The organism is Microbacterium saperdae, from assembly GCF_006716345.1.
Lineage (GTDB): Bacteria > Actinomycetota > Actinomycetes > Actinomycetales > Microbacteriaceae > Microbacterium > Microbacterium saperdae.
In genome coordinates this window covers 2895135-2920662 of sequence record NZ_VFOX01000001.1, presented here as the reverse complement: position 1 = coordinate 2920662, position 25528 = coordinate 2895135, and the positions used below count along the sequence as shown (strand labels likewise).

At 68.6% G+C, this 25528-nt stretch carries 25 protein-coding genes; 19 read left to right on the top strand and 6 right to left on the bottom strand.

What is annotated here, in order from left to right; genetic code table 11:
• Window positions 1-94: 94 nt before the first annotated feature.
• Genes tsaB through FB560_RS13765 form a run of 6 tightly spaced genes read left to right on the top strand, consistent with a single transcriptional unit; the run spans window position 95 to window position 5097 of the window.
• Complete coding sequence (tsaB, locus tag FB560_RS13790) at window positions 95-715, top strand: tRNA (adenosine(37)-N6)-threonylcarbamoyltransferase complex dimerization subunit type 1 TsaB (protein WP_141872898.1); 621 nt, start codon at window positions 95-97, stop codon at window positions 713-715.
• A complete protein-coding gene (gene rimI / locus FB560_RS13785; protein ID WP_141872897.1) occupies window positions 712-1203 on the top strand; it encodes a ribosomal protein S18-alanine N-acetyltransferase in 492 nt (163 codons plus the stop codon). The genes tsaB and rimI overlap by 4 nt, the downstream gene beginning before the upstream one ends.
• On the top strand, window positions 1200-2267 hold the full coding sequence (tsaD, locus tag FB560_RS13780; protein WP_141872896.1) for a tRNA (adenosine(37)-N6)-threonylcarbamoyltransferase complex transferase subunit TsaD: 1068 nt from the start codon (window positions 1200-1202) through the stop codon (window positions 2265-2267). The genes rimI and tsaD overlap by 4 nt, the downstream gene beginning before the upstream one ends.
• Window positions 2264-2758, top strand: coding sequence for a hypothetical protein (locus FB560_RS13775; RefSeq protein WP_141872895.1), 495 nt, complete (start codon window positions 2264-2266; stop codon window positions 2756-2758). Before tsaD ends, FB560_RS13775 begins: the two co-directional genes overlap by 4 nt.
• Window positions 2759-2762: 4 nt before the next feature.
• Window positions 2763-3857 (top strand): hypothetical protein, encoded by a 1095-nt coding sequence (locus FB560_RS13770; RefSeq protein WP_141872894.1) that lies wholly within the window; start codon window positions 2763-2765, stop codon window positions 3855-3857.
• On the top strand, window positions 3838-5097 hold the full coding sequence (locus FB560_RS13765) for a hypothetical protein (protein WP_141872893.1): 1260 nt from the start codon (window positions 3838-3840) through the stop codon (window positions 5095-5097). Before FB560_RS13770 ends, FB560_RS13765 begins: the two co-directional genes overlap by 20 nt.
• 9 nt (window positions 5098-5106) lie before the next feature.
• Here the strand turns inward: FB560_RS13765 and FB560_RS13760 are convergent, their stop codons facing one another.
• The gene (locus FB560_RS13760) at window positions 5107-6324 is read right to left on the bottom strand and encodes a class I SAM-dependent methyltransferase (RefSeq protein WP_141872892.1); all 1218 of its coding nucleotides are present in this window, start codon (window positions 6322-6324) and stop codon (window positions 5107-5109) included.
• Between the two features lie 165 nt (window positions 6325-6489).
• On the opposite strand from FB560_RS13760, the gene groES reads away from it, so the two are divergent.
• The 3 genes from groES (at window position 6490) to FB560_RS13745 (ending at window position 9290) form a co-directional block, all read left to right on the top strand.
• Window positions 6490-6786: a co-chaperone GroES gene (gene groES / locus FB560_RS13755; protein WP_017203655.1), complete on the top strand. Its 297-nt coding sequence runs from the start codon at window positions 6490-6492 to the stop codon at window positions 6784-6786.
• 167 nt (window positions 6787-6953) lie between these two features.
• The gene (gene rarD / locus FB560_RS13750; RefSeq protein WP_141872891.1) at window positions 6954-7889 is read left to right on the top strand and encodes an EamA family transporter RarD; all 936 of its coding nucleotides are present in this window, start codon (window positions 6954-6956) and stop codon (window positions 7887-7889) included.
• 144 nt (window positions 7890-8033) lie between these two features.
• On the top strand, window positions 8034-9290 hold the full coding sequence (locus tag FB560_RS13745) for an ABC transporter substrate-binding protein (RefSeq protein ID WP_141872890.1): 1257 nt from the start codon (window positions 8034-8036) through the stop codon (window positions 9288-9290).
• Window positions 9291-9493: 203 nt separating this feature from the next.
• On the opposite strand, the gene FB560_RS13740 is transcribed toward FB560_RS13745, so the two are convergent.
• From FB560_RS13740 to FB560_RS13725, 4 genes are all read right to left on the bottom strand, one after another.
• A complete protein-coding gene (locus FB560_RS13740) occupies window positions 9494-10252 on the bottom strand; it encodes an ABC transporter ATP-binding protein (protein ID WP_141872889.1) in 759 nt (252 codons plus the stop codon).
• The gene (locus tag FB560_RS13735; RefSeq protein ID WP_141873261.1) at window positions 10249-11214 is read right to left on the bottom strand and encodes an ABC transporter ATP-binding protein; all 966 of its coding nucleotides are present in this window, start codon (window positions 11212-11214) and stop codon (window positions 10249-10251) included. Before FB560_RS13735 ends, FB560_RS13740 begins: the two co-directional genes overlap by 4 nt.
• A 67-nt stretch (window positions 11215-11281) precedes the next feature.
• Window positions 11282-12259 (bottom strand): branched-chain amino acid ABC transporter permease, encoded by a 978-nt coding sequence (locus tag FB560_RS13730; protein ID WP_141872888.1) that lies wholly within the window; start codon window positions 12257-12259, stop codon window positions 11282-11284.
• A 5-nt stretch (window positions 12260-12264) separates the two neighbouring features.
• Window positions 12265-13614: a branched-chain amino acid ABC transporter permease gene (locus FB560_RS13725; RefSeq protein ID WP_229673051.1), complete on the bottom strand. Its 1350-nt coding sequence runs from the start codon at window positions 13612-13614 to the stop codon at window positions 12265-12267.
• A 274-nt stretch (window positions 13615-13888) separates the two neighbouring features.
• On the opposite strand from FB560_RS13725, the gene guaB reads away from it, so the two are divergent.
• The 10 genes from guaB to FB560_RS13680 all read left to right on the top strand — a co-directional run bounded on the left by guaB (window position 13889) and on the right by FB560_RS13680 (window position 24290).
• Window positions 13889-15391 carry an IMP dehydrogenase gene (gene guaB, locus FB560_RS13720; RefSeq protein ID WP_141872887.1) on the top strand — a complete coding sequence of 501 codons (1503 nt, stop codon included), beginning with the start codon at window positions 13889-13891 and terminating at the stop codon, window positions 15389-15391.
• Window positions 15392-15468: 77 nt separating this feature from the next.
• Window positions 15469-15783: a DUF2277 domain-containing protein gene (locus tag FB560_RS13715; RefSeq protein WP_141872886.1), complete on the top strand. Its 315-nt coding sequence runs from the start codon at window positions 15469-15471 to the stop codon at window positions 15781-15783.
• Between the two features lie 229 nt (window positions 15784-16012).
• Entirely contained in the window at window positions 16013-17056 is a 1044-nt protein-coding gene (locus FB560_RS13710; protein WP_141872885.1) for a response regulator, read from the top strand.
• Window positions 17056-18045, top strand: coding sequence for an ATP-grasp domain-containing protein (locus tag FB560_RS13705; protein ID WP_141872884.1), 990 nt, complete (start codon window positions 17056-17058; stop codon window positions 18043-18045). The genes FB560_RS13710 and FB560_RS13705 overlap by 1 nt, the downstream gene beginning before the upstream one ends.
• Entirely contained in the window at window positions 18042-18758 is a 717-nt protein-coding gene (locus tag FB560_RS13700) for a PHP domain-containing protein (protein ID WP_141872883.1), read from the top strand. The genes FB560_RS13705 and FB560_RS13700 overlap by 4 nt, the downstream gene beginning before the upstream one ends.
• Window positions 18755-20242, top strand: coding sequence for a glycosyltransferase family 2 protein (locus FB560_RS13695; RefSeq protein WP_141872882.1), 1488 nt, complete (start codon window positions 18755-18757; stop codon window positions 20240-20242). The genes FB560_RS13700 and FB560_RS13695 overlap by 4 nt, the downstream gene beginning before the upstream one ends.
• Window positions 20239-20382, top strand: coding sequence for a hypothetical protein (locus FB560_RS20710; RefSeq protein ID WP_170198127.1), 144 nt, complete (start codon window positions 20239-20241; stop codon window positions 20380-20382). The genes FB560_RS13695 and FB560_RS20710 overlap by 4 nt, the downstream gene beginning before the upstream one ends.
• The gene (locus FB560_RS13690; RefSeq protein ID WP_141872881.1) at window positions 20379-20726 is read left to right on the top strand and encodes a response regulator; all 348 of its coding nucleotides are present in this window, start codon (window positions 20379-20381) and stop codon (window positions 20724-20726) included. The genes FB560_RS20710 and FB560_RS13690 overlap by 4 nt, the downstream gene beginning before the upstream one ends.
• Window positions 20723-22516, top strand: coding sequence for a PAS domain-containing sensor histidine kinase (locus FB560_RS13685; RefSeq protein ID WP_141872880.1), 1794 nt, complete (start codon window positions 20723-20725; stop codon window positions 22514-22516). The genes FB560_RS13690 and FB560_RS13685 overlap by 4 nt, the downstream gene beginning before the upstream one ends.
• A gap of 85 nt (window positions 22517-22601) precedes the next feature.
• Entirely contained in the window at window positions 22602-24290 is a 1689-nt protein-coding gene (locus tag FB560_RS13680) for an ABC-F family ATP-binding cassette domain-containing protein (RefSeq protein ID WP_141872879.1), read from the top strand.
• A 78-nt stretch (window positions 24291-24368) separates the two neighbouring features.
• On the opposite strand, the gene FB560_RS13675 is transcribed toward FB560_RS13680, so the two are convergent.
• Window positions 24369-25457 (bottom strand): FAD-dependent oxidoreductase, encoded by a 1089-nt coding sequence (locus tag FB560_RS13675; RefSeq protein ID WP_141872878.1) that lies wholly within the window; start codon window positions 25455-25457, stop codon window positions 24369-24371.
• Window positions 25458-25528 lie beyond the last annotated feature (71 nt).

Genomic DNA, 25528 nt, shown 5'->3' with positions numbered 1-25528 from the left:
CCACCGCCGTCCGGCGTGCGGCGCTGACTCCGGCGATGCGCATGACAGCACGGCACCGACCTCCTGAGTCGGGAACGCCGACTACCCTGGAGGGGTGATCCTCGCCGTCGACACCTCTCTGGGAACAGCCGTCGCTGTCGTCGATCCCGACGGCTCCTCCTGGTCCGAAGCCGCGGCGGTCGACCCCCTCGGCCACGCCGAGGTCATCGGCGACCTGCTCGTGCAGGTGCTCGATGACACGGACGATGCGATCAGCCTGGTCGTCGCCGGCATGGGGCCCGGACCGTTCACCGGTCTGCGCATCGGCATCGCCACTTCCCGCGCCTTCGCACTGGGGCGGGGCATCCCGGTGGTCCCTGTCCCGAGCCACTATGCGGCCGCTCTCACGGCGATCGAGTCCGATGGCGTCGACGGCCCCTTCGCGGTCGTCACCGATGCGCGACGGCGTGAGGTCGCGATCACGGTCTTCGACGGGACGGATGACGACGGCATCCCGAAGGTCGTCGCCGAGACCCTGCTCGTTCCGCAGGCCGAATCCGATGCGCACCTCGGGAGCATCCGCCGACTCGATGTCGCGTCGCTCTCGGCGGTCGACCTCGCGAAGGTCGGTGCGAGGGCCGTGGCCGCGGGGCGCGAGCTGGGGGATTCCGAGCCGTTGTATCTGCGCCAGCCGGACGTGCGCGTCCCCGGCGTGCCCAAGCGGGTGGGCTCATGACTCTGCGGGCGGCGACGCCGGCCGACCTCGACGCGATCATGCTCATCGAGAACCGCTCCTTCCCGAGCGATGCCTGGAGCGCCGAGAGCATGGCAGCCGAACTCGCCAGTCCGCACGGACGCTATCTCGTCGACGAGCATGAGGGAGCCATCATCGGCTACGGCGGGGTGCGCGCCCTGCAGGGCAGCGCGGACGCCGATATCCAGACCATCGCGCTGGACGCGGATCACCGGGGCGCCGGCCGGGGTCGCGCCCTGCTGCGTGCACTCCTGGACGCGGCGGCGGACCGCGGCGCGCGCGAGGTGTTCCTCGAGGTGCGCGCCGACAATCCGACAGCGGAGGGGCTCTACCTCTCGGAGGGATTCGAGGAGATCGGGCGCCGCCCGCACTACTATCAGCCGGACGACGTCGACGCGGTCGTGATGCGCGTCGACCTGCGGCGCCGCGCGGTGCCGTCGTCCGGATCGGCCGAGGAGGCGAACGCATGAGCGAGCCGCTGGTGCTCGGTATCGAGACGAGCTGTGACGAGACCGGTATCGGAATCGTCCGTGGTCGCACGTTGCTGTCCAACACGATCGCCTCGAGCATGGACGAGCATGCCCGCTATGGCGGTGTGGTCCCGGAGGTCGCGGCCCGCGCGCACCTGGAGGCGCTGCAGCCGTCGATCGAGGCCGCGCTCGCCGAGGCGGGCGTCGGGCTCGACGATCTCGATGCGGTCGCCGTGACCAGCGGCCCCGGTCTCGCCGGGGCGCTCATGGTCGGGGTCGGCGCGGCGAAGGGTCTCGCCGTCTCGCTGGGCAAGCCGCTCTATGCCGTGAACCACCTGGTGGGTCACATCGCGGCCGACATCCTCACGGCCGACTCCGAACCTCTGGAGTACCCGACGATCGCGCTGCTGGTATCGGGCGGACACACCTCGTTGCTGCACGTTCGCGACCTGACCACCGATGTCGAGCTGCTCGGCGAGACCATGGATGACGCGGCCGGTGAGGCGTTCGACAAGGTCGCGCGCCTGCTCTCCCTCCCGTACCCCGGTGGTCCCGAGATCGACCGCGCTGCGCTCGAGGGAGACCCGAACGCCATCCGGTTCCCCCGTGGGCTCTCCCGCGCATCCGACCTGGCGAAACATCGCTACGACTTCTCCTTCTCCGGGCTCAAGACGGCCGTCGCGCGCTGGGTGGAGCGCTGCGAAGCCGACGGCGTCGAAGTCCCCGTCGCCGATGTCGCCGCCAGTTTCCGCGAAGCGGTCGTGGACGTGCTCGTCACGAAGGCCCTCGCGGCGTGCGCCGACCTCGGAGTCCCTCGGCTGCTGCTCGGCGGCGGCGTCATCGCCAACCGCCGCCTGCGCGATGTCGCGCTGGAACGAGCCTCCGCCGCGGGGGTGACCGTGCGGATCCCGCCGCTCTCGCTCTGCACCGACAACGGCGCGATGATCGCGGCGCTCGCCGCGGAGCTGATCTCGGCGGGGCGGCAGCCGTCGACCCTGGCCTTCGGCGCGGATTCCACGCTGCCGGTGACCGAGATCCAGGTCGACGAAGCGGTGCTGACATGAGCGACCCGCACGCGGATGGTCCGCGGGATCCTGGTGCGGATGCCGGCTCCACTCCCACGAGCATCGACCGCCCGAGCGACGAGGTGGAACGCCCTGCGGGCGCCGCGCGACTGCCCGGCGCGCGGCGTGACGGCTACACCAGACTCCCGACGGGACCGGTGGGGATCGAGCCCGTCGTGGCCACCGGTCCGGTGATCGACGACGATCAGGAGACCGCGTGGGAGCCGTCGACCGGAGCGCTCGGCGTCGACGATGCCCGCTTGGCGCCCTGGGCGCTGCTCGCCGCGATCGTCGCCCTCGTGGCGTCGTTCTTCGTCGGCTGGGGGATTCCGCTCGCGGTCGTCGCTGTGATCGCATCGATCATGTCGCTGCGTCGTCCGGTCGAGAGCCGCGCGATCGCACGATGGGCCCTGGTCCTCAGTCTCTGCGCCACCGTCTACAGCCTGGGCTGGCTGGTGTGGGCCGGCATGCAGTTCGAGAGGCTGGGATAAGCGGATGCCGGATGACGATGAGGTCATCGAGCTGAGAGCTCTGCAGGCGCGCGCCTACGGGCGTGGCGGGGGACTGACCGCCTCGGACGCCGCACGACTGGATCAACTGGTGCAGCGCCGGGCCGAGCGGGACGCGAAAGGCGCGGCCGACGGGATCCCCGCAGTCGAGCCGATGATCCCCGAGGCGACGGATGCCGTCGCCCGCCCTCTCCACGACCTGCGCCAGAACGCGGAGCCGACCGCTGCCGCAGCGACCGCCGAGACCGTCGACTCCGGCGCGCACGGTGCGAGGACGGCGTCCTTCCCGGTCCTGCTGCGTGAACGCTGGCGTCCGATGCTGATCGGCGTCGCCGTCGTGCTCGGCATCGGCATCGGCCTCGGCGGGGTCCTGTTCGGGCGAGGAGGAGCCGAAGCGGTGGCACTCACACCCGCTCAACAGGAGTGGCAGCGCGAGATCATGGGTGAGGCGACGTATGACCAGGGTTCGCTGCGCGCCGTCGCCGTCGAGGCGGGCGTGGTGCTCTGGATCGCGACGAAGAAGGACGGAAGCCTCACCTGCCTCGTGCTGGGGGACGGCGCTCACACGACCTCGGAGTGCGACACCAGCACGGTCGTGCGCGACAGCGGGCTCTACGGCACCCTGATGGTCGAGCGGGGTGAGGGGCAGACGGAGGTCACGGCGCAGATGATCCTCACCGCTGCCGGCGAGCCCGCGGTGGTCTCGGACAGCTACGAGTACGACCCCGAAGCGATGACGAGCTCGTATGCGAACGACGAGGAGGCGCGCTTCGCCGAGACGCTGGTCGCCCAGGGATTCGATGCGCGCACGGTCTGGGTGGTCGGCTACGACGACGAGATCCCGATCTGGACGGCGGTGCGCACAGAGGAGTCGACGCAGTGCCTGATCTACGGCATGACTGCGGGCGTCGCGGACATCCGCTGTGCGGATCCCGCGGCCGGCGAGGGGCTCTGGGTCGAGCACGTCGATGCGGCGACGGCGCAGTCGACGCGCGTCGAATGGCAGTTCACCTCGAATCACGGCACCAACCTGGTGATCACTCGAGAGGGTGCGTTCGAGCATGGTGTCGTCGAAGAGTGAGCAGGCGGAGCTGCGTGAGCTGCAGCGGAAGGCCTACGGTCGCGACGGCGGCCTGACGGATGCGGAGGCGCGACGACTGCGGGAACTGGAGCGCGCGGTGGTCGCGTCGGTGTCGGCGGCGTCCGTCGCGTCGGTGCCCGTGCTCCCGGTCGCACCTCTCGCGCCGGAGCGTCCTCCCGCTGACCGGGGGACCGTCGCGGTGGATGCCGGGGGTCCCGGCCCGGACGCTGCTGCGGGATGGGCCACGGTTTCTGATGAGGGCGGCTCCGCGACGCCCTCCGACGATGGCGGCGACACCGCCGCCGACGCACCCGGAGGCGTCGCCCGCCTCCGCGCACTGCTGCGCGGACACGGGGGAGTGATCACCGTCGCCGCCGTTCTGCTGCTGGCGATCGGCATCGGCGCGGGGTGGGCGTTGTTCGGCAGCCGCGGTGACGACATCCCGCTGACCGAGGCCCAGCAGCAGCGCAAACTCGAACTATACGAGAAGGGCGGGTACGACGAGGGCTCGGTGCGCGCCGTCGGCCAGGATGACGACGCGCTGGTCTGGTACGGCACGAAGAGCGACGGCGCCGACATCTGCCTCGTGCTCGACGTGGCGAAGCAATCCGGCGAGAACTGCCAGCCCTTCGACGACCTGACGACCTTCAGTCTTTCCGCGATGACGATGGTCCCCGGTGAGGGGGACGAGGCGCCGACCGGGGTCATGGCCTACCTGATGTACTCCACCGCGGGTGTGCCGCTCGTCAGCATCCAGCGGTGGGATCAGTCCTACGGCGTGCTCGAGCAGTTCGCCGGTGCGGAGCGCGCGCGGGCCCAGGAGCTGATGGACGGAGACGAGGCCATGAACCTCGCCGTCGTCGGGTACTTCCGCGAGCGACCGGTGTGGCTCATCGACCGGTGGAACGGCAACGGCTCGGAGACCTGTCTCATCGTCGATGGCGCGGAGGGCCGATCGACGTGCCGTCCGAACGAGGATGCACTCTCCGACGGCATCGCCGTGTACGTGTCAGACGACGAGGTCGTGCCGGGTGGGGAGCTCGACGCGTCCGCGATCTGGAGCCTGGAAGTCGAGTACACGCCGAGTCAGACGCCGTACCTCACGATCATCCACGATCCCGAATCGATCTCGGTGTCCACGGACGGTGAGATGCGACTCGACGGTTCACGGCTCGAGCTCGGCGGCGAGTACGGCGACCCGATCGAGGTCGTCCCGCCGTCCACCGACTCGAAGGGCTGAGCGGCGGTTCTACGCAGCAGGCGGCACCCGGTCGGCGAGGATGGCTCGGCGCTGGTCGCCGATCCGGGCGAGGATCAGGGTGGCGCTGCGGTCGCCGCGCAGAGTGAGCTTCTTGCGGAACGCCGCGGGGTCGATGTCGACGCCGCGCTTCTTGATCTCGAGCGTGCCGATGCCTTCGGACTTCAGCACCGCACTGATCGCCTTCGGATTCGCGGCCATGGTCTCGCGCACGCGGAATGTCTGCACGAACGGACTGGTGACCGCGGCATCGGAGGTGAGATAGGCGATCCGCGGGTCGAGCATGCCGGCATCGAGGCTCCGCGCCACGTCGCCGATCAGTCGAGCGCGGATCACCGCGCCGTCGGGCTCGTGGAGGAACGCGCCGAGCTCGCGGGTCGATGCGTCCTCTGCGTCGGCTCCCGCCGTCAGCTCGTGCGACTTGTCGCCGCGCATCACCAGGGCCGCGCGGCGCACGCCGGATCGTGCCAGGGCACCCGTCCAGACGACGAGTTCCACCACGCTGCCGTCCGCACTCACCCACTGTGCTTCGGCGTCGTCGGGGAGCGCATCGCGGTCATGCGCCGGTCCCAGCTTGATCCCGGTCGGAACGCGCGCGGCGAGGTCGAAAGCCCAGTCCAAAGAGGGTGAGTAGTCGTCGGCCGAGACGCGACGGGTCTCGCTGTGCCCCGAGGTGCGTCGAGCGGGATCCATCCACACCGCGCCGCTGGTAGACAGGTCGGCTTCCTCGGCGGTGCTGTGTCGCACGACGGCCCCGGTTCCTTCGCCGTCGACCGGACCGAACGGCGCGAGGTTGTACGCTGCGATCGCGGCCGTGACCTCGTCGGCGTCCACGGCGAGCACATCGAGTCCGGCGCCGGCGAAGGCCAGCGCATCGCCGCCGATGCCGCACCCGAGGTCGGCGACACTCGTGATGCCGGCGCGGCGCATGCGCTGGGCATGACGCACCGCGACACCGAGCCGGGTGGCCTGCTCGAGTCCGGCGCGGGTGAACAGCATCCGTGCCGCGAACGCGCCGAACTTCGCGGTCGCCTTCGTACGCAGGTGCGCCTGTCCGACGACGGCCGAGACCAGGTCGGGGGAGTGGCCGGCGGCGCGCAGCCGCGACACTGCGCGCGCCACCTCCGCGGTGGACTCGATCGGGCCGAGCCCGTCGAGCAGCTCCAGGCCGTCGGGGGTCAACAGGGCTTGCAGCTCGGACATCTCCACGTCCCCAGCCTAGGCCGCGGGCACTGCTGATCGCGTGCGGTGCACGACTCCGATTGGCACTCGCATTGCATGAGTGCCAGCGGAGCGCCTAGACTGGATTAGCACTCTCGGGTTGAGAGTGCGAACAAGTCTTTCGTGTCAGCGTCAAGAAAGAAGAGGTAGACCGTGTCGGTTTCCATCAAGCCGCTCGAGGACCGCATCGTCATCAAGCAGGTCGAGGCCGAGCAGACCACCGCGAGTGGCCTGGTCATCCCCGACACCGCCAAGGAGAAGCCCCAGGAGGGCGAGGTCGTGGCGGTCGGCCCCGGTCGCATCGACGACAACGGCAACCGTGTTCCGCTCGACGTCGCCGTGGGCGACCGCGTGCTCTACAGCAAGTACGGCGGCACCGAGGTGAAGTTCGGCGCAGACGAGTTCCTCGTCCTGTCGGCCCGCGACGTCCTCGCGGTCGTCGTTCGCTGAACCAGCGTTCCTCGAAGGGGCTCGGGTGCTACGGCACTCGGGCCCCTTCTGCGTTCCCGGGCGCGCGGTAGAACGCCCCCGGCCAGGCAGCATCCGTTTCCTGCCAAAGTCCTCGCGCCGGCGGCCCCTCGCGACGGCGGCCGTCGCGGCGGGCATAGGGTTGTGCGGTGACCCCCGATACGACGAACCGCGCGACGCAGACGGCCGGTGTCGGATTCGCCGGTGCCGCGTACCTCCTCTGGGGAGTCCTTCCTCTCTACTTCCTCCTCCTGCTGCCCACAGGGCCGTGGGAGGTCGTCGCGTGGCGCGTGCTGCTCTCCTTCGTCTTCTGTCTTCTCCTGCTCACGGTCATGCGCGGGTGGGGTGCGTTCCGCGCCATCATCCGCCAGCCGAAGCTCCTGGGCTGGACCGCGCTGGCGGGGCTCCTGATCTACGTCAACTGGCAGGTCTTCCTCATCGGCACGTTGACCGGAAACGTCGTCGAGACCAGCCTCGGCTACTTCATCAACCCGATCACCACGGTGCTGCTCGGAGTGTTCGTGCTCAAGGAGCGCATCCGACGCCTGCAGTGGGCTGCCATCGCGATCGCGGCGGTCGCGGTCGTCGTGATCATGGTCGCCCACGGCTCCTTCCCCTGGATCGCGCTCTCACTGACGGCGTCCTTCGGCATCTACGGCCTCATCAAGAAGAAGATCGGCCCCGCGGTCGATGCGGTCAGCGGGCTGACGCTCGAGTCGTTCTGGCTGATCCCGATCGCGATCGTGCAATTGATCATCGTGGCGCAGACGCCCGCCGGCCTGACGATGGGCACCCAGGGCGGATGGCACGCCGTCCTGCTCGCGTTGGCCGGCGTCGCCACCGCGGTCCCGCTGCTCCTCTTCGCGGCGGGCACCCGTCGTGTCAACCTGACCGTGATCGGCATGATCCAGTTCATCACCCCGGTGATGCAGTTCCTCATCGGTGTCGCGGTACTCCACGAGCCGATGCCGCCGGAGCGCTGGGCAGGGTTCATCATCGTCTGGATCGCGATCACGGTCTTCGTCATCGACCTGCTGCTCGCCGCCCGCCGCAGCCGTCGGATCGCGCAGGCCGAGCTCGTCTGATCGCAGGCACGGAGCGGGCGGAACCCGGTGTCGGATCGTTAACGCACCGAGATACTTGCGACCCCTCAGCGCGCGTCTCACGCCCTAGGGTTAGAGCACCCGACCGTGGTCTCGATCCACGTTCAGTTACGCAAGGGAGCATCAATGAACGCATTGAAGGGTTCGCGTACCGCGAAGGTCTTCGCAGGGATCGCGCTGCTCAGCGCATCCGCCGTCGTCGTCGCTGGTTGTAGCAGCACACCGTCCGATGAGGGAACGGGTGGCGAGAAGCCGGCCGCCGACCTCACCCTCAAGCTCGGCTCGCTGCTGCCGCAGACGGGTTCGCTGGCATTCCTCGGACCGCCCATGGAGTCCGGTGTGGGCCTCGCCGTACAGGAGGTCAACGACGCGAAGGCCGGCGTCACGATCGAGCTGACCGCCGAGGACGAGGGCGACACCGACACCAAGGCATACGAGACGTCGATCACCAAGCTCCAGGGCGCTGGTGTCTCCGCGATCGTCGGAGCCGCCGCATCCGGTGTCTCCAAGCTGATCCTCGACGGCAACGTGAGCGCGGGGATCCTCCAGATCTCGGCCTCGAACACGTCGCCCGACTTCACCACGTGGGACGATGACGGACTGTACTTCCGCACCGCCCCCAGCGATCTGCTGCAGGGCGAAGTGCTCGGCAACCTGATCGCCGAGGACGGCGCCAAGACGCTCGGCATCATCTACCAGAACGACGCCTACGGCACCGGCCTGTTCGACGCCATCAAGACCACGTTCGAGGGCACTGGTGGCGAGGTCGTCGCCGATGCGTCGTTCAACGTCGGCGACGCGCAGTTCGACGCACAGGTCGAGACCATCAAGGCGCAGAACCCTGACGCCGTCGCGATCGTCTCGTTCGACCAGTTCAAGACCATCGCACCGTTGCTGGTGAACGCCGGCATCTCGGCCGACAAGTTCTACATGGTCGACGGAAACCTGTCCGACTACGGCGACGAGATCCCGGTCTCTCTCGAGGGCGCGCAGGGAACCAAGGCGGGTCCCGTGCTCGAGGACGACTTCACCGACCGTCTCCAGACGTACTGGACGGGTGAGGGCAACGCCGAGGTCAAGGACTTCACGTACGCGGCTGAGGCATACGACGCCGTCGTGCTGGTCGCCCTGGCTTCGCTCGCTGCCGGCTCGACCGAGGGCGCGGACATCGCGGCCAAGATGCAGGAGATCTCGGGCGGTTCCGGCGAGGGCGAGAAGTGCACGAGCTTCGCAGACTGCGCCAAGATCATCAACGACGGTGGCACGGCCGACTACGACGGATACTCCGGCGAGGTCACGTTCGATGAGAACGGCGACCCGCAGGGTGCCACGATCGGCATCTACAAGTACGGCGCGGACAACCTGATCGCCCGCACCAACTGATCACCCGGTCCGCTCGCAGGAGCTGATCACACTCGAAGGCCTCGGATGCTGCATCCGGGGCCTTCGTCGTGCACCTGGTGTCGGGCGGACTCGGCACGCGTTGTCGTCCAGATGCTCGAGTTCCGGCATGAGGTGCCAGCTCCGAGGCACGAACAGACGAAGAGGGGGGTGGATGCCGTGGCATCCACCCCCCTCTCGTCGTGTCAGGCGGCGTCCGTGCCCAGCGTGCCGAGGTACAGCCCGATCACCTTGGGGTCGTTCAGGAGATCGCGTCCCGTGCCCTCGTAAGCATCCTTGCCCTGGTCGAGGACATAGCCGCGATCGCAGATCTGCAGACAGCGCCGTGCGTTCTGCTCGACCATGATCGTCGTGACACCAGCCTTGTTGATGTCGGAGACGCGGATGAATGCGTCATCCTGTCGCACGGGGGAGAGGCCGGCGGAAGGTTCGTCCAGGAGCAGCACCGACGGATCCATCATGAGCGCCCTCGACATCGCGACCATCTGCCGCTCGCCACCCGACAGCGAACCCGCACGCTGCTTGAGACGCTTGCCGAGCTCCGCGAAGATCCCTGTGACGAATTCGAGGCGCTCGGTGTAGATCTTGGGGTTCTGGTAGAGCCCCATCTGCAGGTTCTCCTCGATGGAGAGCGACGGGAAGACGTTGTTGGTCTGTGGCACGAAGGCGACCCCCCGCTTGACCAGCTTGTCGGCCTTGAGACCGAGGATGCTCTCGCCCTTCACGGTGATGTCGCCGCTGCGCACGTTCACCAGACCGAAGATCGACTTCAGCAGCGTCGACTTGCCGGCACCGTTCGGACCGATGATGCCGATCAGCTCGCCCTGACGGGCGATCAGATTCGCTCCGTTGAGGATGTTCACGCCGGGCAGGTATCCCGCGTGGACGTCCTTCAGCTCGACGACGATGTCATCGGCTGCGGGTACCGGTGTTTCCGCACTCATGCCTTGCCCTTCTCATCGTGCTCCGAGGCGCTCGTCGCTTCGAGCTCCGCCTCCGCCTCTGCTTCGATCTTCTCGCGGAGTCGTCGGGCGGCATCGTTCTCGATCACGGGGATGCGGCCGGTGACGGCACCGAGGTCGACGTCCTGGTGTGCGCCGAGGTACGCGTCGATGACTGCCGGGTCCTCCATGACCTGATCGGGCGGTCCTTCGGCGACGACGCGACCCTCCGCCATCACGACCACCCAGTCCGCGATGTGGCGGACCATGTGCATGTCGTGCTCGACGAAGAGCACAGTCATCCCCAGGCCCTTGAGGTCGAGGATGTGATCGAGGAGCGACTGCGTCAGGGCCGGGTTGACGCCGGCCATCGGCTCATCGAGCATCACGAGGGTCGGATCGCTCATCAGTGCGCGCGCCATCTCGAGGAGCTTGCGCTGTCCGCCCGACAGCGATGCCGCGAAGTCCTTCTCCTTGGCATCCAGTTTGAAGCGGGCGAGCAGCTCGCGCGCCTTCCCCTCGATCTCGGTGTCCTGTGCGCGCCAGAGGAGGGGGAACAGGCTCGACCAGAAGCCCTCGCCGCGCTGATGTGGAGCGCCGAGCTTCATGTTCTCGAGCACCGTGAGCAGAGACAGGGACTTGGTGAGCTGGAAGGTGCGCACCTGACCCATGCGCGCGACCTTGAAAGATGGCACACCGGACAGGCTCGTGCCGTCGAACGACCAGGTGCCGCTGTTCGGCTTGTCGAAGCCGCAGAGCAGGTTGAACAGGGTCGTCTTTCCGGCGCCGTTCGGGCCGATCAGCGCCGTGATCGCGCCGCGCGGGATCTCGAGATGATCGACATCGACGGCGGTCAGACCACCGAAGCGTCGCTGCACGGCGTCGGCGATGAGGATCGGATCGACCTTGGCGACGCCCGGCTTCACCTCTCCCTTGGTCAACCCGGTGGTCTTCGGACGACGGATGCTCCCCGTCGTGGGTGCGGCGGTCGCCGCTCCCTCGACGGATGCGGGGACCGATTCGGGGCTCAGTTCATTTGACAAAGGTCATCTCCCTCTTGTCTCCGAGGATGCCCTGCGGGCGGAAGATCACGAGCAGCATGAGGGCGACGCCGACGAAGATGAAGACGAGCGTCGATGCCTGGCTGTCGGACATCGGCAGGAGCCCTGCCTTCGCCATCGACGGGAGCAGGTTCGCCATGAAGGCGAAGACGACCCAGAAGAGGATCGCGCCCAGCGTCGGGCCGAACACCGTGGCGGCACCGCCGAGGAGCAGGACCGTCCACAGGAAGAACGTCAGCGACGTCGAGTAGCTGCCCGGCACGACGGCCGAGGGGAGGACGAACACGATTCCTCCGGCCGCACCGATCACACCGCCGACGACGAGCGCCTGCATCTTGTAGGCGAAGACGTTCTTGCCGAGCGAGCGCACGGCATCCTCATCTTCGCGGATGCCCTTGAGCACCCGGCCCCACGGGCTGCGCATGAGTGACCAGACCAGCAGGATCGCGACGAGCAGCACGATCAGGCCGAACACGCGATTCCACAGGTCGTTGGCGCTGTATGTCCACGGGCCGAAGCCGTAGGTGCCGGGAGGGAACGGGTTCGCGTCGCGGAAACCGCCGTTGTATTGGGCGAGCCCGTCGGCGGAGTTGGTGAACTCGTCGAAGACCTGGGTCGTGAACAGCAGCCGGACGATCTCGCCCGCGGCGATCGTCGCGATGGCGAGGTAGTCCGCGCGCAGTCGCAGCGTCGGGATGCCGAGCAGCACGGCGAAGAAGGCACCGCCGAGTAGGCCGATCAACATGCCGACCCACCACGGCAGGCCGAAGCTCAGCACGGAGATCGCGTAGCCGTAGCCGCCGATCGCCATGAAGGCCGCCATACCGAAGTTGAGCAGTCCGGCGTAGCCGAAGTGCACGGCGAGACCGGTGGCGGCCAGCGCGTACGCCAGCGTGACCGGGCTGAAGAGGTAGACGGCGGTGTTGGAGAAGATGCTTCCGAAGTCCATGGTGATCAGCCCAACCTTTCCCTACGTCCCAAAAGCCCTTGTGGTCTGACGAGGAGGATCACGATCAGCACGACCAGCGCACTCGCGTACTTCAGGTCGGAGGGGATCCACAGCGTCGAGACCTCGACGGCGATGCCGACGATGAGCGAGCCGACCAGCGCGCCGAACGCGGTGCCGAGACCGCCCAGCGTGATCGCCGCGAAGATCAGCAGCAGCATCTGCATGCCCATGTCCCACTTCACACCGGGGCGGAAGTAGGCCCACAGGATGCCGGAGATCGCCGCCAGGGTGCCGGAGAGGATCCAGACGTAGCGGATGACCTTGTCGACGTCGATGCCGGATGCCGCTGCGAGCTGCGGGTTGTCAGAGATCGCGCGGGTCGCCTTGCCGATCCGGGTGCGTGTGAGGAAGAAGGCGACTCCGAGGATCACGACGATGCTCACGCCCATCGCGATCAGATCGATGTAGGAGAGCGATATCGGCCCGAACTGGATCGGCGTGGGGCTGGCTCCCGGGAGCTGACGCGTGCCGCCGCCGATCATGAACTGGAAGGCATAGCGCAGCGCGAGCGACAGGCCGATGCTGACGATCATCAGCTGCACGACCCCGAGCCCTCGTCGTCGCAGCGGACGCCAGAGACCGGCATCCAGTGCCCAGCCGAAGAGTCCGCCGCCGATCACGGCCGCGGCGATGCCGAGCCACAGCGGGAGGTGCCAGAACGTCGTCGTGACCAGAGCCACCAGACCGCCCCAGGTGACCATCTCGGCGTGCGCGAAGTTCGACAGGCGGGTGGTGCCGTAGATCAGAGCGGCGCCCATCGACGCCAAGGCCAGGAGAAGGCCGAAGTTGAGCCCGCCGACCAGTCGCGACAGCAGCTGGTCGATGAAGGAGACCGTGATCCGTTCGCCCTCGCCGAGGAACAGGTTCATGATCTTGGTCCCGGTGAGTCCGAACTCGACCTCGAACGATGCCGTCGTCCCTGCGATCGGCTGCGTACCCGGAGGCAGCAGGCTCGCGTCGACGATCACGCCGTCCGGCAGGGTCGACTCGTCGACCGTCAGGGTGTACTTCTCCTTCTCGGGGACGTACAGTCGCCACTTGCCCTCGGCGTCCGTCTCGGTCTCGCCTTTGAAGCCCTTGCCCTCGATCGTCATGACGACGCCTTCGACGGGATCATCATCGAAGGTGATGACACCGGCGAAGTAGAACTCCGTGACCTCCTGGCCGTCGTCCGTCGTCTCGGCGGATGCCGAGGCCGGAGGTTGCAACAGGAATGCGGACAGAGCGATCAAGATGCCGAGGAAAGCGACGACCCAGGGGCGCCTTCTCTGCACGGCGAATGTTGTGGGTCCCACGCAACCTCCACTGTGAGTGCTGTGTCTGCGGCATCGGGTGTGAATCGCAGACCTGGACGGTGCATTTGAGCGTAGTGGGCGATTCCCGAATCACCTACACCTCTCCCTGGACCGAGTACAGATAACCCCCGGGGGAGTGGAGGGACGCCCGACATCGGGAATGTTCTCGGGCGCGTCTCGCTTAGAATCTTCATACGGGTTCGCACCCGTATCGGACGACGTCGACCGACCCACACGCACTCGGATTCGCGCGACCAGCGCAGGAGGAGCCCCCATGGAACAGCACGATCCCTTCGGTTTCGTCGGACTGACGTACGATGACGTGCTGTTGCTGCCCGGGCACACCGACGTGATCCCCAGCGAGGCGGACACGTCCTCGCGGATCACGCGACGCATCTCCGTCGCCACGCCGCTGCTCTCGAGCGCGATGGACACGGTCACCGAGTCGCGCATGGCGATCGCGATGGCGCGCGAGGGCGGCATCGGCATCCTGCACCGCAACCTCTCCATCGCCGACCAGGCTGCTCACGTCGACCGGGTCAAGCGCAGCGAGTCCGGCATGATCACCGACCCGATCACGACGACCGAGGATGCGACCGTCGAAGAGGTCGACGCGCTGTGCGCCAAGTACCGCATCTCGGGCCTTCCCGTGGTGAACGGCGACGGCACGCTGGTCGGCATCATCACGAACCGCGACATGCGCTTCGTCTCGGGCTTCGAGCGCCAGACCACCTTCGTCAAGGACGTCATGACCTCCGAGGGGCTCGTCACTGCTCCGGTCGGCGTCGCGGCCGGCGAGGTCATCGCCCTGTTCGCGAAGCACCGTGTCGAGAAGCTGCCTCTGATCGACGGCGACGGCAAGCTCGCCGGCCTGATCACGATCAAGGACTTCGACAAGAGCGAGAAGTACCCCCTCGCCACCAAGGATGATCAGGGCCGCCTGCGCGTCGGTGCGGCGATCGGCTTCTTCGGCGATGCCTGGGAGCGCGCGGAGGCGCTGCGCGACGCGGGCGTCGACGTGCTCGTGGTCGACACCGCCAACGGCCAGTCCCAGGGCGTCATCGACCTCGTCCGTCGCCTGAAGGCGGACGAGTCGTTCGCCCACATCGACGTCATCGGCGGCAACGTCGCCACGCGCGAGGGCGCTCAGGCGCTCATCGACGCAGGCGTCGACGCCGTGAAGGTCGGCGTCGGACCCGGATCCATCTGCACCACCCGTGTCGTCGCAGGCGTCGGCGTACCCCAGGTCACGGCGGTCTACGAGGCCTCGCTCGCGGCACGCCCCGCCGGCGTCCCGGTGATCGCCGACGGCGGTCTGCAGTACTCCGGCGACATCGCCAAGGCTCTGGTGGCCGGAGCCGACGCGGTCATGCTCGGCTCGCTCCTCGCCGGCACCGACGAGTCGCCCGGCGAGATCGTCTTCCAGTCCGGCAAGCAGTTCAAGCAGTACCGCGGAATGGGCTCGCTCGGCGCGATGCAGACCCGCGGAAAGCAGACCTCGTACTCCAAGGACCGCTACTTCCAGGCCGACGTACCCAGCGATGACAAGCTCATCCCCGAGGGCATCGAGGGACAGGTGCCGTACCGTGGTCCGCTCGGAGCCGTCGCCTACCAGCTCGTCGGCGGGCTCCGTCAGTCGATGTTCTACGTGGGCGCCCGCACGATCGAGGAGCTCAAGCAGCGCGGCAAGTTCGTGCGCATCACCTCGGCCGGGCTCAAGGAGTCCCACCCGCACGACGTGCAGATCGTCGTCGAGGCGCCGAACTACAAGAAGTAGCAGCACCGGCGTCCGATTCAGGGCTCGAACCCGAACCGCTCTTGGGATCGAGCCCTGATCGGCCTACCCTGTCAGGCATGTGCCGCAACATCGTTCCGCTCAACAACTTCGAGCCCGCCGCGACCGACGACGAGTGTCACGACGCCGCGTTGCAGTTCGTGCGCAAGATCTCGGGGACCACCAAGCCCTCCCGGGCGAACCAGGCCGCATTCGACGAGGCGGTCGAGGAGATCGCGCGGGCCACGCGACGGCTGGTGGACAGCCTCGTGACGACGGCTCCGCCGAAGAAGCGCGAGGACGAGGCGGCCAAGCGACGGGCACGCTCGGCGGAGCGGTACGAGGCCATCCGCGTCTACCAGCAGGAGAAGCGGGCCGCACGCACGGCATCCTGAGCCCCTCCGCCCGGTTGCCGTCCCGCCTCAGCCGCGCGCTCTGAGCTCCGCGGCTGCGGGCGGAGGGCAGGCCGGCACGGAGCGCTGCGTCGCGGGCGATCATGCCTATGCCAGAATCGAGTCACAACCCCGCTCGACTTTCCCTCTGAGCTCCCGATGTTGAAGGGCATCGAGAGCTCGCCGTCGGCTTCATCGCCGACAGGGAATTTCCCCAAGGAGAGCTGAATACATGCCTGAGGATGCACCCCGCGTTCTCGTCGTCGATGACGACCCGGACGTCGCCCTGCTCGTGAAGACCGTGCTGGAGAGGCGCGCCGGCTGTGTCGTCGACCTCGCAGCCGACGGCCAGGCCGCGATCGAACGCGTCGCCGCCGTACGCCCGGACCTCGTGATCACCGACATCGAGATGCCCGGGCTGAGCGGTCTCGAACTGCTCGCCGAGTTGCGACGCCTGATCCCCTCCGTGCCGGTGGTGGTGATGACGGCGCACGTGTCCGTCGACTACGCCGTCTCGGCGCTGCGCGCGCAGGCCGACGAGTTCCTCACCAAACCGCTCGACAACGTGCGTCTCGTGGAGACCGTCGGACGTCTGGTGGAGGAAGGCCGGCGTCGTCGAGAGGCGAGCAGGCCGAAGGACATCGTGCTCGCGATCGGTGCGCACCCCGACGACGTCGAGATCGGTGTCGGCGGGCTCCTCGCGGCCCACGCCCAGGCCGGTGACGACGTCACGATCCTCACCCTCTCTCGCGGGGCGCGCGGCGGAGACGCGGACAGCAGGCAGAACGAATCCCTCGCCGCGGCGGAGATCCTCGGAGCGCGGCTCTTCCTCAAGGATCTGATCGACACCGAGATCTCCGGCGGCGGTGCGACCGTCCGCCTCATCGAAGACGTCGTGCGCGAGGTCCAGCCGACGATCGTCTACACGCACTCGCAGAACGACCGTCACCAGGACCACCGCGCGGTGAGCGAGGCCACGATCGTCGCGACCCGTCGCGTCGGCACCGTCGCGTGCTATCAGAGCCCGTCGTCGACGATCGACTTCCGGCCGACGCGGTTCGTGCGGATCGACCAGTACCTTCCGCAGAAGCTGCGACTGCTGGAGTGCTTCCAGTCGCAGACGGCGAGCCGTGACTACCTCAACCCCGACTTCGTCAGCGCCACCGCACGCTACTGGTCCCGCTTCGGCGGGGGGATCGCCGTCGAGCCGCTCGAGGTCGTCCGCGAGACAGCCGAGTTCGTCGGAGCGCACGAACTCACACGACGGGAGAGCTGATGACGAAGCGTGTACTGGTGACCGGGGCCGGTGGTCCGGCAGGAGTCGCCGTGATCAGGTCTCTGCTGCGCCGTGCCGACCTCACGGTGTTCGCGGCGGACATGGACGGCTGGGCGAGCGGCCTGTACCTGGTGCCGGCAGAACAGCGGCGGCTGGTGCCGCCCGGGCGCGACACGGACTTCGTGCCTGCGCTCGCGCGACTCGTGGCAGAGGATTCGCTCGACCTCGTGATCTCGACGGTCGACGTCGAGCTCGTGGCCGTCGCCGCGCGTCGCGAGGAGCTGGCGCCGGCCGTGCTGGCGGCGCCGTCCGCCGAGACGCTGAACACGGCGCTCGACAAGCTGTCCCTCGCCGAGCGCTGTGCGCCGACGGGGTTCGCGCCGCGCACGGTGCTCGCAGGTCCCGATGCCGAGAGCGTGGAATGGGAGTTCCCGGTCTTCGCGAAGCCGCGTCAGGGCGCGGGCAGTCGAGGCGTGCGCCTGGTGCCGAATCGAGCCGCGCTCGAGGCACTCCCTCTGGACGAGGGCCTCATCGTGCAGGACTTCCTCCCCGGTGAGGAGTACTCGGTCGACGTGATCGCGGATGCCGAGGGCAACATCGTCGCCGCGGTGCCTCGCACACGCGCACGGGTGGACTCGGGCGTCGCAATCGCCGGGCGCACCGTACGCGACCCCGAGCTCGAGGACACGGCCGCGGCGCTCGCGCAGGCGATCGGTCTCGTCGGCGTCGCCAACGTCCAGCTCCGACGCGATCGGTCGGGCCGCGCGGTCCTGCTCGAGATCAACCCGCGATTCCCCGGTGCGCTGCCGTTGACGATCGCCGCCGGCGTCGACATCCCGTCGCTCGTGGTCGACCTGTTCCTCGGACGTGAGCTGCCCGCACGGGTGCCGTTCCGCGAGGTGGCCTCGGTGCGCTTCCTCGAGGACATCATCGTCGAGGTGGAGGACGTGCTGGTGTCGGCGCATGCCGGGCATCAGGAGGAATCGTGAGCCACGAGGTGCTGCGCGGTGACCATCACGTGCACTCCACGTTCTCCGACGATGCCGTCTCCACCCTCGCCGAGAACGTCGCGGCGGCCGCGGCGATCGGACTCACCACGCTCCGGCTGGTGGATCACGTGCGCCAGAGCACGACCTGGGTGCCCGAGTACCTCTCCGCCGTGCGAGCACTCGACGTCCCGGAGGGGCTCTCGGTGCTCACGGGTGTGGAGGCCAAGATCCTCACGGCGGCCGGTGACCTCGACATCCCCGCGCTGCCGGCCGGGATCGACCGCATCCTGATCGCCGATCATCAGTTCCCCGGCGTCGACGGCCCTCTCGGCCCCACCGCCGTGCGCGAACGCATCGCGGACGGCTGGGGCGCGGAGGACGTGCTCGACCAGTTCGTCTCGGCGCTCATCTCCTCCATGCAGCGATACCCGGGCAACCAGCTCGCGCACTGCTTCTCCATCCTCCCCAAGATCGGTCTCGCCGAGAGCGACCTGGGCTCCGAGCGGGTGGGCGCGTGGGCGCGTGCTGCGGCCGCCACCGGAACCCTCGTCGAGGTCAACGAGAAGTGGGGATGCCCTGAGGCTCCGACGCTCGCGGCACTGCGCGCCGCAGGGGCCGAGATCGTCGCCTCCACCGACAGCCACGTCGCCGCGGACGTCGGACGCTACAGTCGCGTCACCGCTCTGCTGGCCGAGGATTCCGGTTCCCGATGACAGACCTCACCTGGCTCGAGACAGCCTTCGTCGTCTTCCTGCTGATCTGCGTGTTGGTGGGCACTCTGCCCGTGATCAACACCGGACTGCAGTTCCTGTCACTGCCCCTGCACGCGTTCCGCAACCACTACGCCAAGGCCGCACCGTACCACCCGCGCGTCGCGGTGCTGATCCCGGCGTGGAACGAGGGGCTGGTCATCGGCCCGGCGATCGAACGGCTGCTCCAGCTCGAATACCCGGCCGATCGTCTGCGGGTCTTCGTCGTCGATGACGCCTCCACGGATGACACCCCGGACATCGTCAATGCCAAGGCGGCCGCCTATCCCGGTCGGGTCGTGCACCTGCGGCGCGAGGTCGGCGGCGAGGGCAAGGCGCACACTCTGAACCACGGGCTCGACATCGTGCTCGCGGACGAGTGGACCGAGGCCGTGCTCATTATGGACGCCGACGTCATCTTCGCCAGAGACTCCCTGCGCAAGCTCACCCGGCACCTCGCCGACGAGAAGGTCGGTGCCGTCACGGCGTACATCGCCGAAGGCAGCCGGGACCGCAACTACCTCACCCGCTTCATCGCGATCGAGTACGTCATCGGGCAGCTCTCCGCCCGGCGCACCCAGAACGTGGGCGGCGCGATCGCGTGCCTCGCCGGAGGGGCGCAACTGCACTCGCGGGCGAACCTCGAGGCGATCGGCGGGCGCATCCCGACTGGGACGCTCGCGGAAGACACCATGACGACGTTCGAGAGCCAGCTCAAGGGCCGCCGGATGGTCTTCGAGCCGCATGCCGTCGTGTACGCGGAGGAGCCGCGCACGGTCGACAGCCTGTGGAAGCAGCGTCTGCGCTGGGCTCGCGGTAACGTGCAGCTCACCTCGATCTACCGCAAGCTCTGGTTCCGGCCCAGCCGCGTGCACAACCTCGGGAGCATCCCGTTCGGACTCGCGTGGTTCACGATCCTCCTTCTGCCCGCGTTCATGATCCTGGCGGCGGCAGGCATGCTCACGCTGCTCATCCTGCACAGCGAGATCGCCGACTTCGTCTTCCGCTTCATGTGGATCTCGGCGGCCTGCATCTACCTGTTCTCGATGCTGTACGCCGTGCAGCTCGATCCGCGGATCGGGCGGCAGTCCTGGCGGGAAGCGCTGATGTTCCCCGGCCTGGGGGCGCTGATCCTGATGGCGATCGCGCTGTTCCCCTGGTTGTTCGAACGCGGACTGGCGGAGCTCGGCTTCGCCTTGACCGACCGGACCCGCTTCATCTGGGCCGTGATCTTCTATCTGTGGGGACCGATCTCGATGCTGGGGATCTGGCTCGCGCGCGCCGTCGAGCGCCTCCCCGGAGGCCGCTTCTTCGCCGGGCTGCTGCTCTACGTCTGCGGCTACGGCTCTCTGCTGTGCGCCATCACCGTGGACTCGTACATCAAGGAGTGGCGTCGAGCCGACGCCTCATGGATCAAGACCGAGAAGATCGGACGGGTCGACTCATGACCGAGACACCCACACGCGACGCGGAAGTCGAGGAGATCGCCGCGGACCGTCGCCGTGAGTACCGCCTCGTTCCGCAGGGGCTGCTCGCCCTGGCGATCGTCGTCGTCGTCGTGATCGTGCGAGAGATGTTCCTCCGGTGAGCGGCCGACCGCTCGCTCTCGTCGTCGAGGACAGCGCCGATCAGACCGCGCTGCTGCGCCGGTACCTCGACCGCGAGGGCTTCGACGTCTTCGCCGCGGCTGACGCGGAAGCCGCGATCGCCGCGTTCTCCGACATCGATCCCGTCGTGGCGGTGCTCGATCTCCTCCTGCCGGGGATCTCCGGCCAGGAGTGCGCGGGTCTGGTGCGTGAGCGCTTCCCCGACTGCTTCCTCGTGATCAGCTCCGTCCTCGACGCCACGGACTACCCGCCGGCGGATGCGGCGCTCCCCAAGCCGATCGTCGGAGCCGACATGCACGAGATCCTGCGGCGGGTGCAGCGGTGAACGCCGCGACGCCTCGGGATCGGGCCGAGAACCGCTGGTACCGGCTGTTCGACAATCCGAGCCCGCTGTTGAAGCAGGCGCCCACGACGATCGCGATCGTCGTGGGCGCCCTCGTGGCCTGGCTCAACCCCGATCTCGCCTTCGTTCAGGGGTTCGCGGCTCTCGCGGGCATCGCCATCGTGCTGCTCGCGACGGTGCACGCCGCCATCCTCAGCGGATTGCGGGTGTACGACGGCTGGGTCGTGCTGATCATCCCGATGATCGACATCCTCGGACTGGGACTCTTCCGGGCGGGAACGGGCGGGGCCTCGTCGATCTTCGGATCACTCGTGCTGCTTCCCGTGGTGTGGATCGCCGCGGCGCCGGGCATCCGTTACGTGTTCGTCGTGGGCGGCCTCACCTCGCTCGCTCTGCTCATGCCGTACTTCGCCAGCCCGCCGGACACTCCTATCGAGTGGCTGCGCGGAGTGGTCGGGCCGCTGGTCTTCTCGGCGATGGCCGCAGTCGTGAACGAGCTGTCGCGTCAGCAGCGCGTGCGCGCCGAGCAGGCGGAACGACTCGTGGCCGAGCGGACTGCGGCGCTGACCGACAACGTCGCGATGCTCGTGCAGTTGCGCGAGAAGGAGCTGCAGAACCAGGTCCTGGTCGACTCCTACGAGGGCCTGTGGTCGTCGATCACCGCGCAGGCGGTCATCGGAACCGATCGCGCGGGGCGCATCACGGCATGGAACCCCGGTGCGGAGCGCCTCCTCGGCATCAGCTACGCCGAGGCGATGCAGGATGTGCGCGTCGATCGCTTCTTCCCGGATTCCGTGCTCACGATGCTGGCGCAGGACTGCCCCGGGGGTGCGGATCCGCTCGAGACTCCCGAGCTCGCCCAGGGCGTCAAGGCGCTGTTCGCCCGCGTCGACGCCGAGCAGATCGTCGACGGCGACCTGTCGGTGACGACGGCGGCGGGCACGACGGTCCCCGCCCGCGTGACCGTCAGCCCGCACCGGGACGGCGACGGCACGCAGCAGGGGTACCTGCTGGTCGTGACCGACGAGAGCAGGGCCGTCGAGGTCGCGCGCATGAAGGACGAGTTCGTCGGGATGATCTCTCATGAGCTGCGCACCCCGCTGAGCGCCATCATCGGATTCCTCGATCTGCTGCAGAACGACCCAGGACAACCGCTCACCGACGATCAGCAGGAGTTCGTCGGCATCATCGAGCGCAACGCGCAACGCCTGCTCAATCTCGTGGGTGACCTGCTGTTCACCGCTCAGGTCGAGTCGGGCCGATTCCCCCTCGACCGTGCCGATGCCGACGTCGCGGAGCTCGTGCGCTCCGCCGTCGTCTCCGCGGGGCCGCACGCCCAGCGCGAGGGCATCGCCCTCACGGCCGATGTTCCGGATGTGCCGGTGCGTGCTCTCGTCGATCCGGGGCGCATCGGTCAGGCGCTGGACAACCTGCTCTCCAACGCGATCAAGTTCACCGCCCCAGGCGGCAGCGTGACCGCGCGCCTCGCCCTGGTCGACGGCGGTGTGCAGATCTCGGTGCGCGACACCGGCGTCGGCATCCCCGAGGATGAGCAGGGGATGCTCTTCACCCGCTTCTTCCGCGCGTCGACAGCCACGCAGAACGCCGTGCCCGGAGTCGGACTGGGTCTCACGATCACCCGGGCGATCGTGATCGCGCACGGGGGAGCGATGGATGTCGAGAGCGAGGAGGGCGTCGGGACGGAGTTCCGGTTCACGCTCCCGGCCGCCCCGCGCACCGAGGTGCTGAACACCCTCAGCCTTCCGGAGTGAGTGCCGCGCCCGTGAATGTCGTCGATCCCGGCAGCTGATAGCCTGGTCGGCTCGACAGTTGCGGGCGGAAGGACGGCCACGCACGGTGGGCTACATCGATGTCTCAGGCATTTCACTCACGCTGCCGGATGGCAGACCACTTCTCGACGACGCGACCTTCCGGGTCGGGCAGGGCTCGACCAGCGCGCTGATCGGGCCGAACGGCGCCGGCAAGACCACGCTGCTGCGGATCATCCGCGGAGACCAGGCCGCCGACGACGGCGTCGTCACGATCGACGGCGGACTCGGCGTCATGGATCAGTTCGTCGGCCACGGGGAACCGGGGCAGACCGTGCACGAGCTCCTCGTCCGGGTCGCCCCGCGGCGTATACGCGCGGCAGCCGAAGGGCTCGAATCGGCGGAGAACGCCCTGATCGAGCGGGACGAGCACGACACGCAGATGGCCTACGCCTCGGCCATCGCGGAGTACGCGGACGCCGGTGGCTACGAGCACGAGACCGTGTGGGATCAGTGCACGGTGGCCGCGCTGGGCGTGCCGTTCGAGCGTGCGCGCTATCGCGAGCTGACCACCCTCTCGGGCGGCGAGCAGAAGCGGCTGGCCCTCGAGGCGCTGCTGCGGGGGCCGGATCAGGTGCTGCTGCTCGACGAGCCGGACAACTATCTCGACGTGCCCGCGAAGCGGTGGCTCGAGGAGCAGCTGCGGCAGACCTCGAAGACCGTGCTCCTGGTCTCGCACGACCGAGAACTGCTGGCCAGGGCGGCTGATCGGCTCATCACCCTCGAACCGGGCGGAGCCGGCGCCACGGCGTGGGTGCACGGTGGCGGATTCGGCACCTATCACCAGGCACGCAGCGACCGGATGGACCGGCTCGATGAACTGCGCCGACGCTGGGACGAGCAGCACGAGAAGCTGCTGCTCCTGGTCGCCAATCTCAAGGTCAAGGCCTCGGCGAACGACGGCTTCGCGTCGCGCTACCAGGCGGCCCAGACCAGGCTGCGCAAGTTCGAGGACGCGGGACCGCCCGAGGAGCGCCCGCCCGCGCAGGACTTCGACATGCGGCTGCGCGGAGCGCGCACGGGAAAGCGCGCGGTGGTGGCGCATCAGCTGGAGCTGAGCGGTCTCATGAAACCGTTCGACGCCGAGGTCTGGTACGGCGATCGCGTGGCGGTGCTCGGCTCGAACGGCTCGGGCAAGTCGCATTTCCTGCGGCTGCTCGCCCGCGGGGGCACCGACCCGGATCCGTCTCTCGGTCATGTCACGTCGACGGGGGAGCAGCTGAGCGAGGTCGCGCACGCCGGCCGTGCCGTGCTCGGCGCGCGGGTGGTGCCAGGGCTGTTCGCCCAGACGCACGCGCATCCGGAGTTCGTCGGTCGCACGCTGCTGGAGATCCTGCATCGCGGTGACGACCGGCGCACCGGGATGCCGCGTGACGCCGCCAGCTCGGCCCTCGACCGGTACGGACTCGTGCGCCAGGCGCAGCAGACCTTCGAGTCGTTGTCGGGTGGTCAGCAGGCCCGATTCCAGGTGCTGCTGCTCGAGCTCTCCGGCGCGACGCTGCTCCTGCTCGACGAGCCGACGGACAACCTCGACATCGAGTCCGCCGAGGCACTCGAACAGGCGCTGGAGCGCTTCGACGGCACGGTGCTCGCGGTCACGCACGACCGCTGGTTCGCGCGCTCGTTCGATCGGTTCCTGGTGTTCGGCTCGGACGGGGCCGTCTACGAGTCCGACGAACCGGTGTGGGACGAGCGCAGGGTGGCGCGGGCGCGCTGAACGCCTGCACGTGCCGTGTGAGGGGTCACGACGCGCCGCGCGCCGCCGCGATGGCCCGGCGTGCCGTGACCCCTCACATCAGGGGTCGAGGCGGAACGGCTCGGCGGCACGGGCCGAGGGGTCGAGCGCGAGGTCGGCCAGCTCGGCCCCGATGCCGGTGGCGAACTTGAAGCCGTGCCCCGAGAACCCGGCGCCGACCACGACGCGGCCGCGGCGGTCGAGCACGAACGTGCCGTCGGCGGTCGAGGTGTACGTGCAGCTGATCGGTGCCGCGCTCTCGGACTCCAGACCCGGCATCCACTCCCGCACGTAGGCGGCGAGAGCCTCCTGATGGGTCGGGAGATGCGGGCGCGCGTCGGGGTCGACCTCGTCGCCCACCAGGTGGAAGCCGACCTTCACCCCCTTGCCGGGGGTGGGCATCCCGTACACCGTCGCGGGGAAGAGCGCGGGGTCGGTGTAGTGGTTGAACGAAGGCCAGGTGGCGTCCGTGCGGGGCTGGAAATGCGCCGGTGTCTCCTCCGTGACGGTGAGAGCCGGGAGTCCGAACCGTGACAGGAGACGGCTCGTCCAGGCGCCGGCGGTGACGACCACCGTGTCGGCACGGAGCCGCGTGCCGTCCGCGAGCTCCACCACCGCACCGTCCGGCGTCTCGCCGATGTGGGCGACCGGAGTGCTCCACCGCACCTGCCCGCCGGCGGCGAGGATCCGTCGCTCCAGCTCGCGGAGGGCATCGGCCGCCCGCACCACGCCCGCATCGGACGACCACAGGATGTCGCCCTCGAAGCGCATCCCGGGCCAGCGCCTGCTCGCGTCGGCGGCGGAGATCAGCTCGGCGGGGATGCCCCGCGCGTCGAGGCCCTGACGCACCGCGGCGACATCGACGTCTCCGTGCGTGACGAGACCGTGCAGCCGCAGCAGCGGTGCGCCGTCGACCTCGCCGAGCGCGTCCCACCCGGCCCGTGCGCGCACCAGCAGATCGAGGTAGTGGTCCTGGTCGTAGGCGTTGTTGAAGTTGCGGGTCGCCCCGTGCGATGCCCCCTCGTGGTGGCCGCGGGCGAAGCGCTCCAGCACCACGGGGCGCAGCCCGCGCCGCGTCAGCTCCCAGGCCGTCGCGAGCCCCATCACGCCGCCGCCGACCACGGCGACATCCACAGCATCCGTCCTCATGCACGCCTCCCGGTATCGGATCCAGTCTCCCAGCCATCGCACCGCTCGGCTCCCGGGTAGGCTGGACGGGT

What these genes read in the sequence shown, in the direction of transcription:
- rimI (WP_141872897.1), top strand. Translation starts at nt 712, where the DNA reads ATGACTCTGCGGGCGGCGACGCCGGCCGACCTCGACGCGATCATGCTC.
- tsaD (WP_141872896.1), top strand. Translation starts at nt 1,200, where the DNA reads ATGAGCGAGCCGCTGGTGCTCGGTATCGAGACGAGCTGTGACGAGACC.
- FB560_RS13775 (WP_141872895.1), top strand. Translation starts at nt 2,264, where the DNA reads ATGAGCGACCCGCACGCGGATGGTCCGCGGGATCCTGGTGCGGATGCC.
- FB560_RS13770 (WP_141872894.1), top strand. Translation starts at nt 2,763, where the DNA reads ATGCCGGATGACGATGAGGTCATCGAGCTGAGAGCTCTGCAGGCGCGC.
- FB560_RS13765 (WP_141872893.1), top strand. Translation starts at nt 3,838, where the DNA reads ATGGTGTCGTCGAAGAGTGAGCAGGCGGAGCTGCGTGAGCTGCAGCGG.
- FB560_RS13745 (WP_141872890.1), top strand. Translation starts at nt 8,034, where the DNA reads ATGAACGCATTGAAGGGTTCGCGTACCGCGAAGGTCTTCGCAGGGATC.
- FB560_RS13740 (WP_141872889.1), bottom strand. Translation starts at nt 10,252, where the DNA reads ATGAGTGCGGAAACACCGGTACCCGCAGCCGATGACATCGTCGTCGAG.
- FB560_RS13730 (WP_141872888.1), bottom strand. Translation starts at nt 12,259, where the DNA reads ATGGACTTCGGAAGCATCTTCTCCAACACCGCCGTCTACCTCTTCAGC.
- guaB (WP_141872887.1), top strand. Translation starts at nt 13,889, where the DNA reads ATGGAACAGCACGATCCCTTCGGTTTCGTCGGACTGACGTACGATGAC.
- FB560_RS13715 (WP_141872886.1), top strand. Translation starts at nt 15,469, where the DNA reads ATGTGCCGCAACATCGTTCCGCTCAACAACTTCGAGCCCGCCGCGACC.
- FB560_RS13710 (WP_141872885.1), top strand. Translation starts at nt 16,013, where the DNA reads ATGCCTGAGGATGCACCCCGCGTTCTCGTCGTCGATGACGACCCGGAC.
- FB560_RS13705 (WP_141872884.1), top strand. Translation starts at nt 17,056, where the DNA reads ATGACGAAGCGTGTACTGGTGACCGGGGCCGGTGGTCCGGCAGGAGTC.
- FB560_RS13695 (WP_141872882.1), top strand. Translation starts at nt 18,755, where the DNA reads ATGACAGACCTCACCTGGCTCGAGACAGCCTTCGTCGTCTTCCTGCTG.
- FB560_RS20710 (WP_170198127.1), top strand. Translation starts at nt 20,239, where the DNA reads ATGACCGAGACACCCACACGCGACGCGGAAGTCGAGGAGATCGCCGCG.
- FB560_RS13675 (WP_141872878.1), bottom strand. Translation starts at nt 25,457, where the DNA reads ATGAGGACGGATGCTGTGGATGTCGCCGTGGTCGGCGGCGGCGTGATG.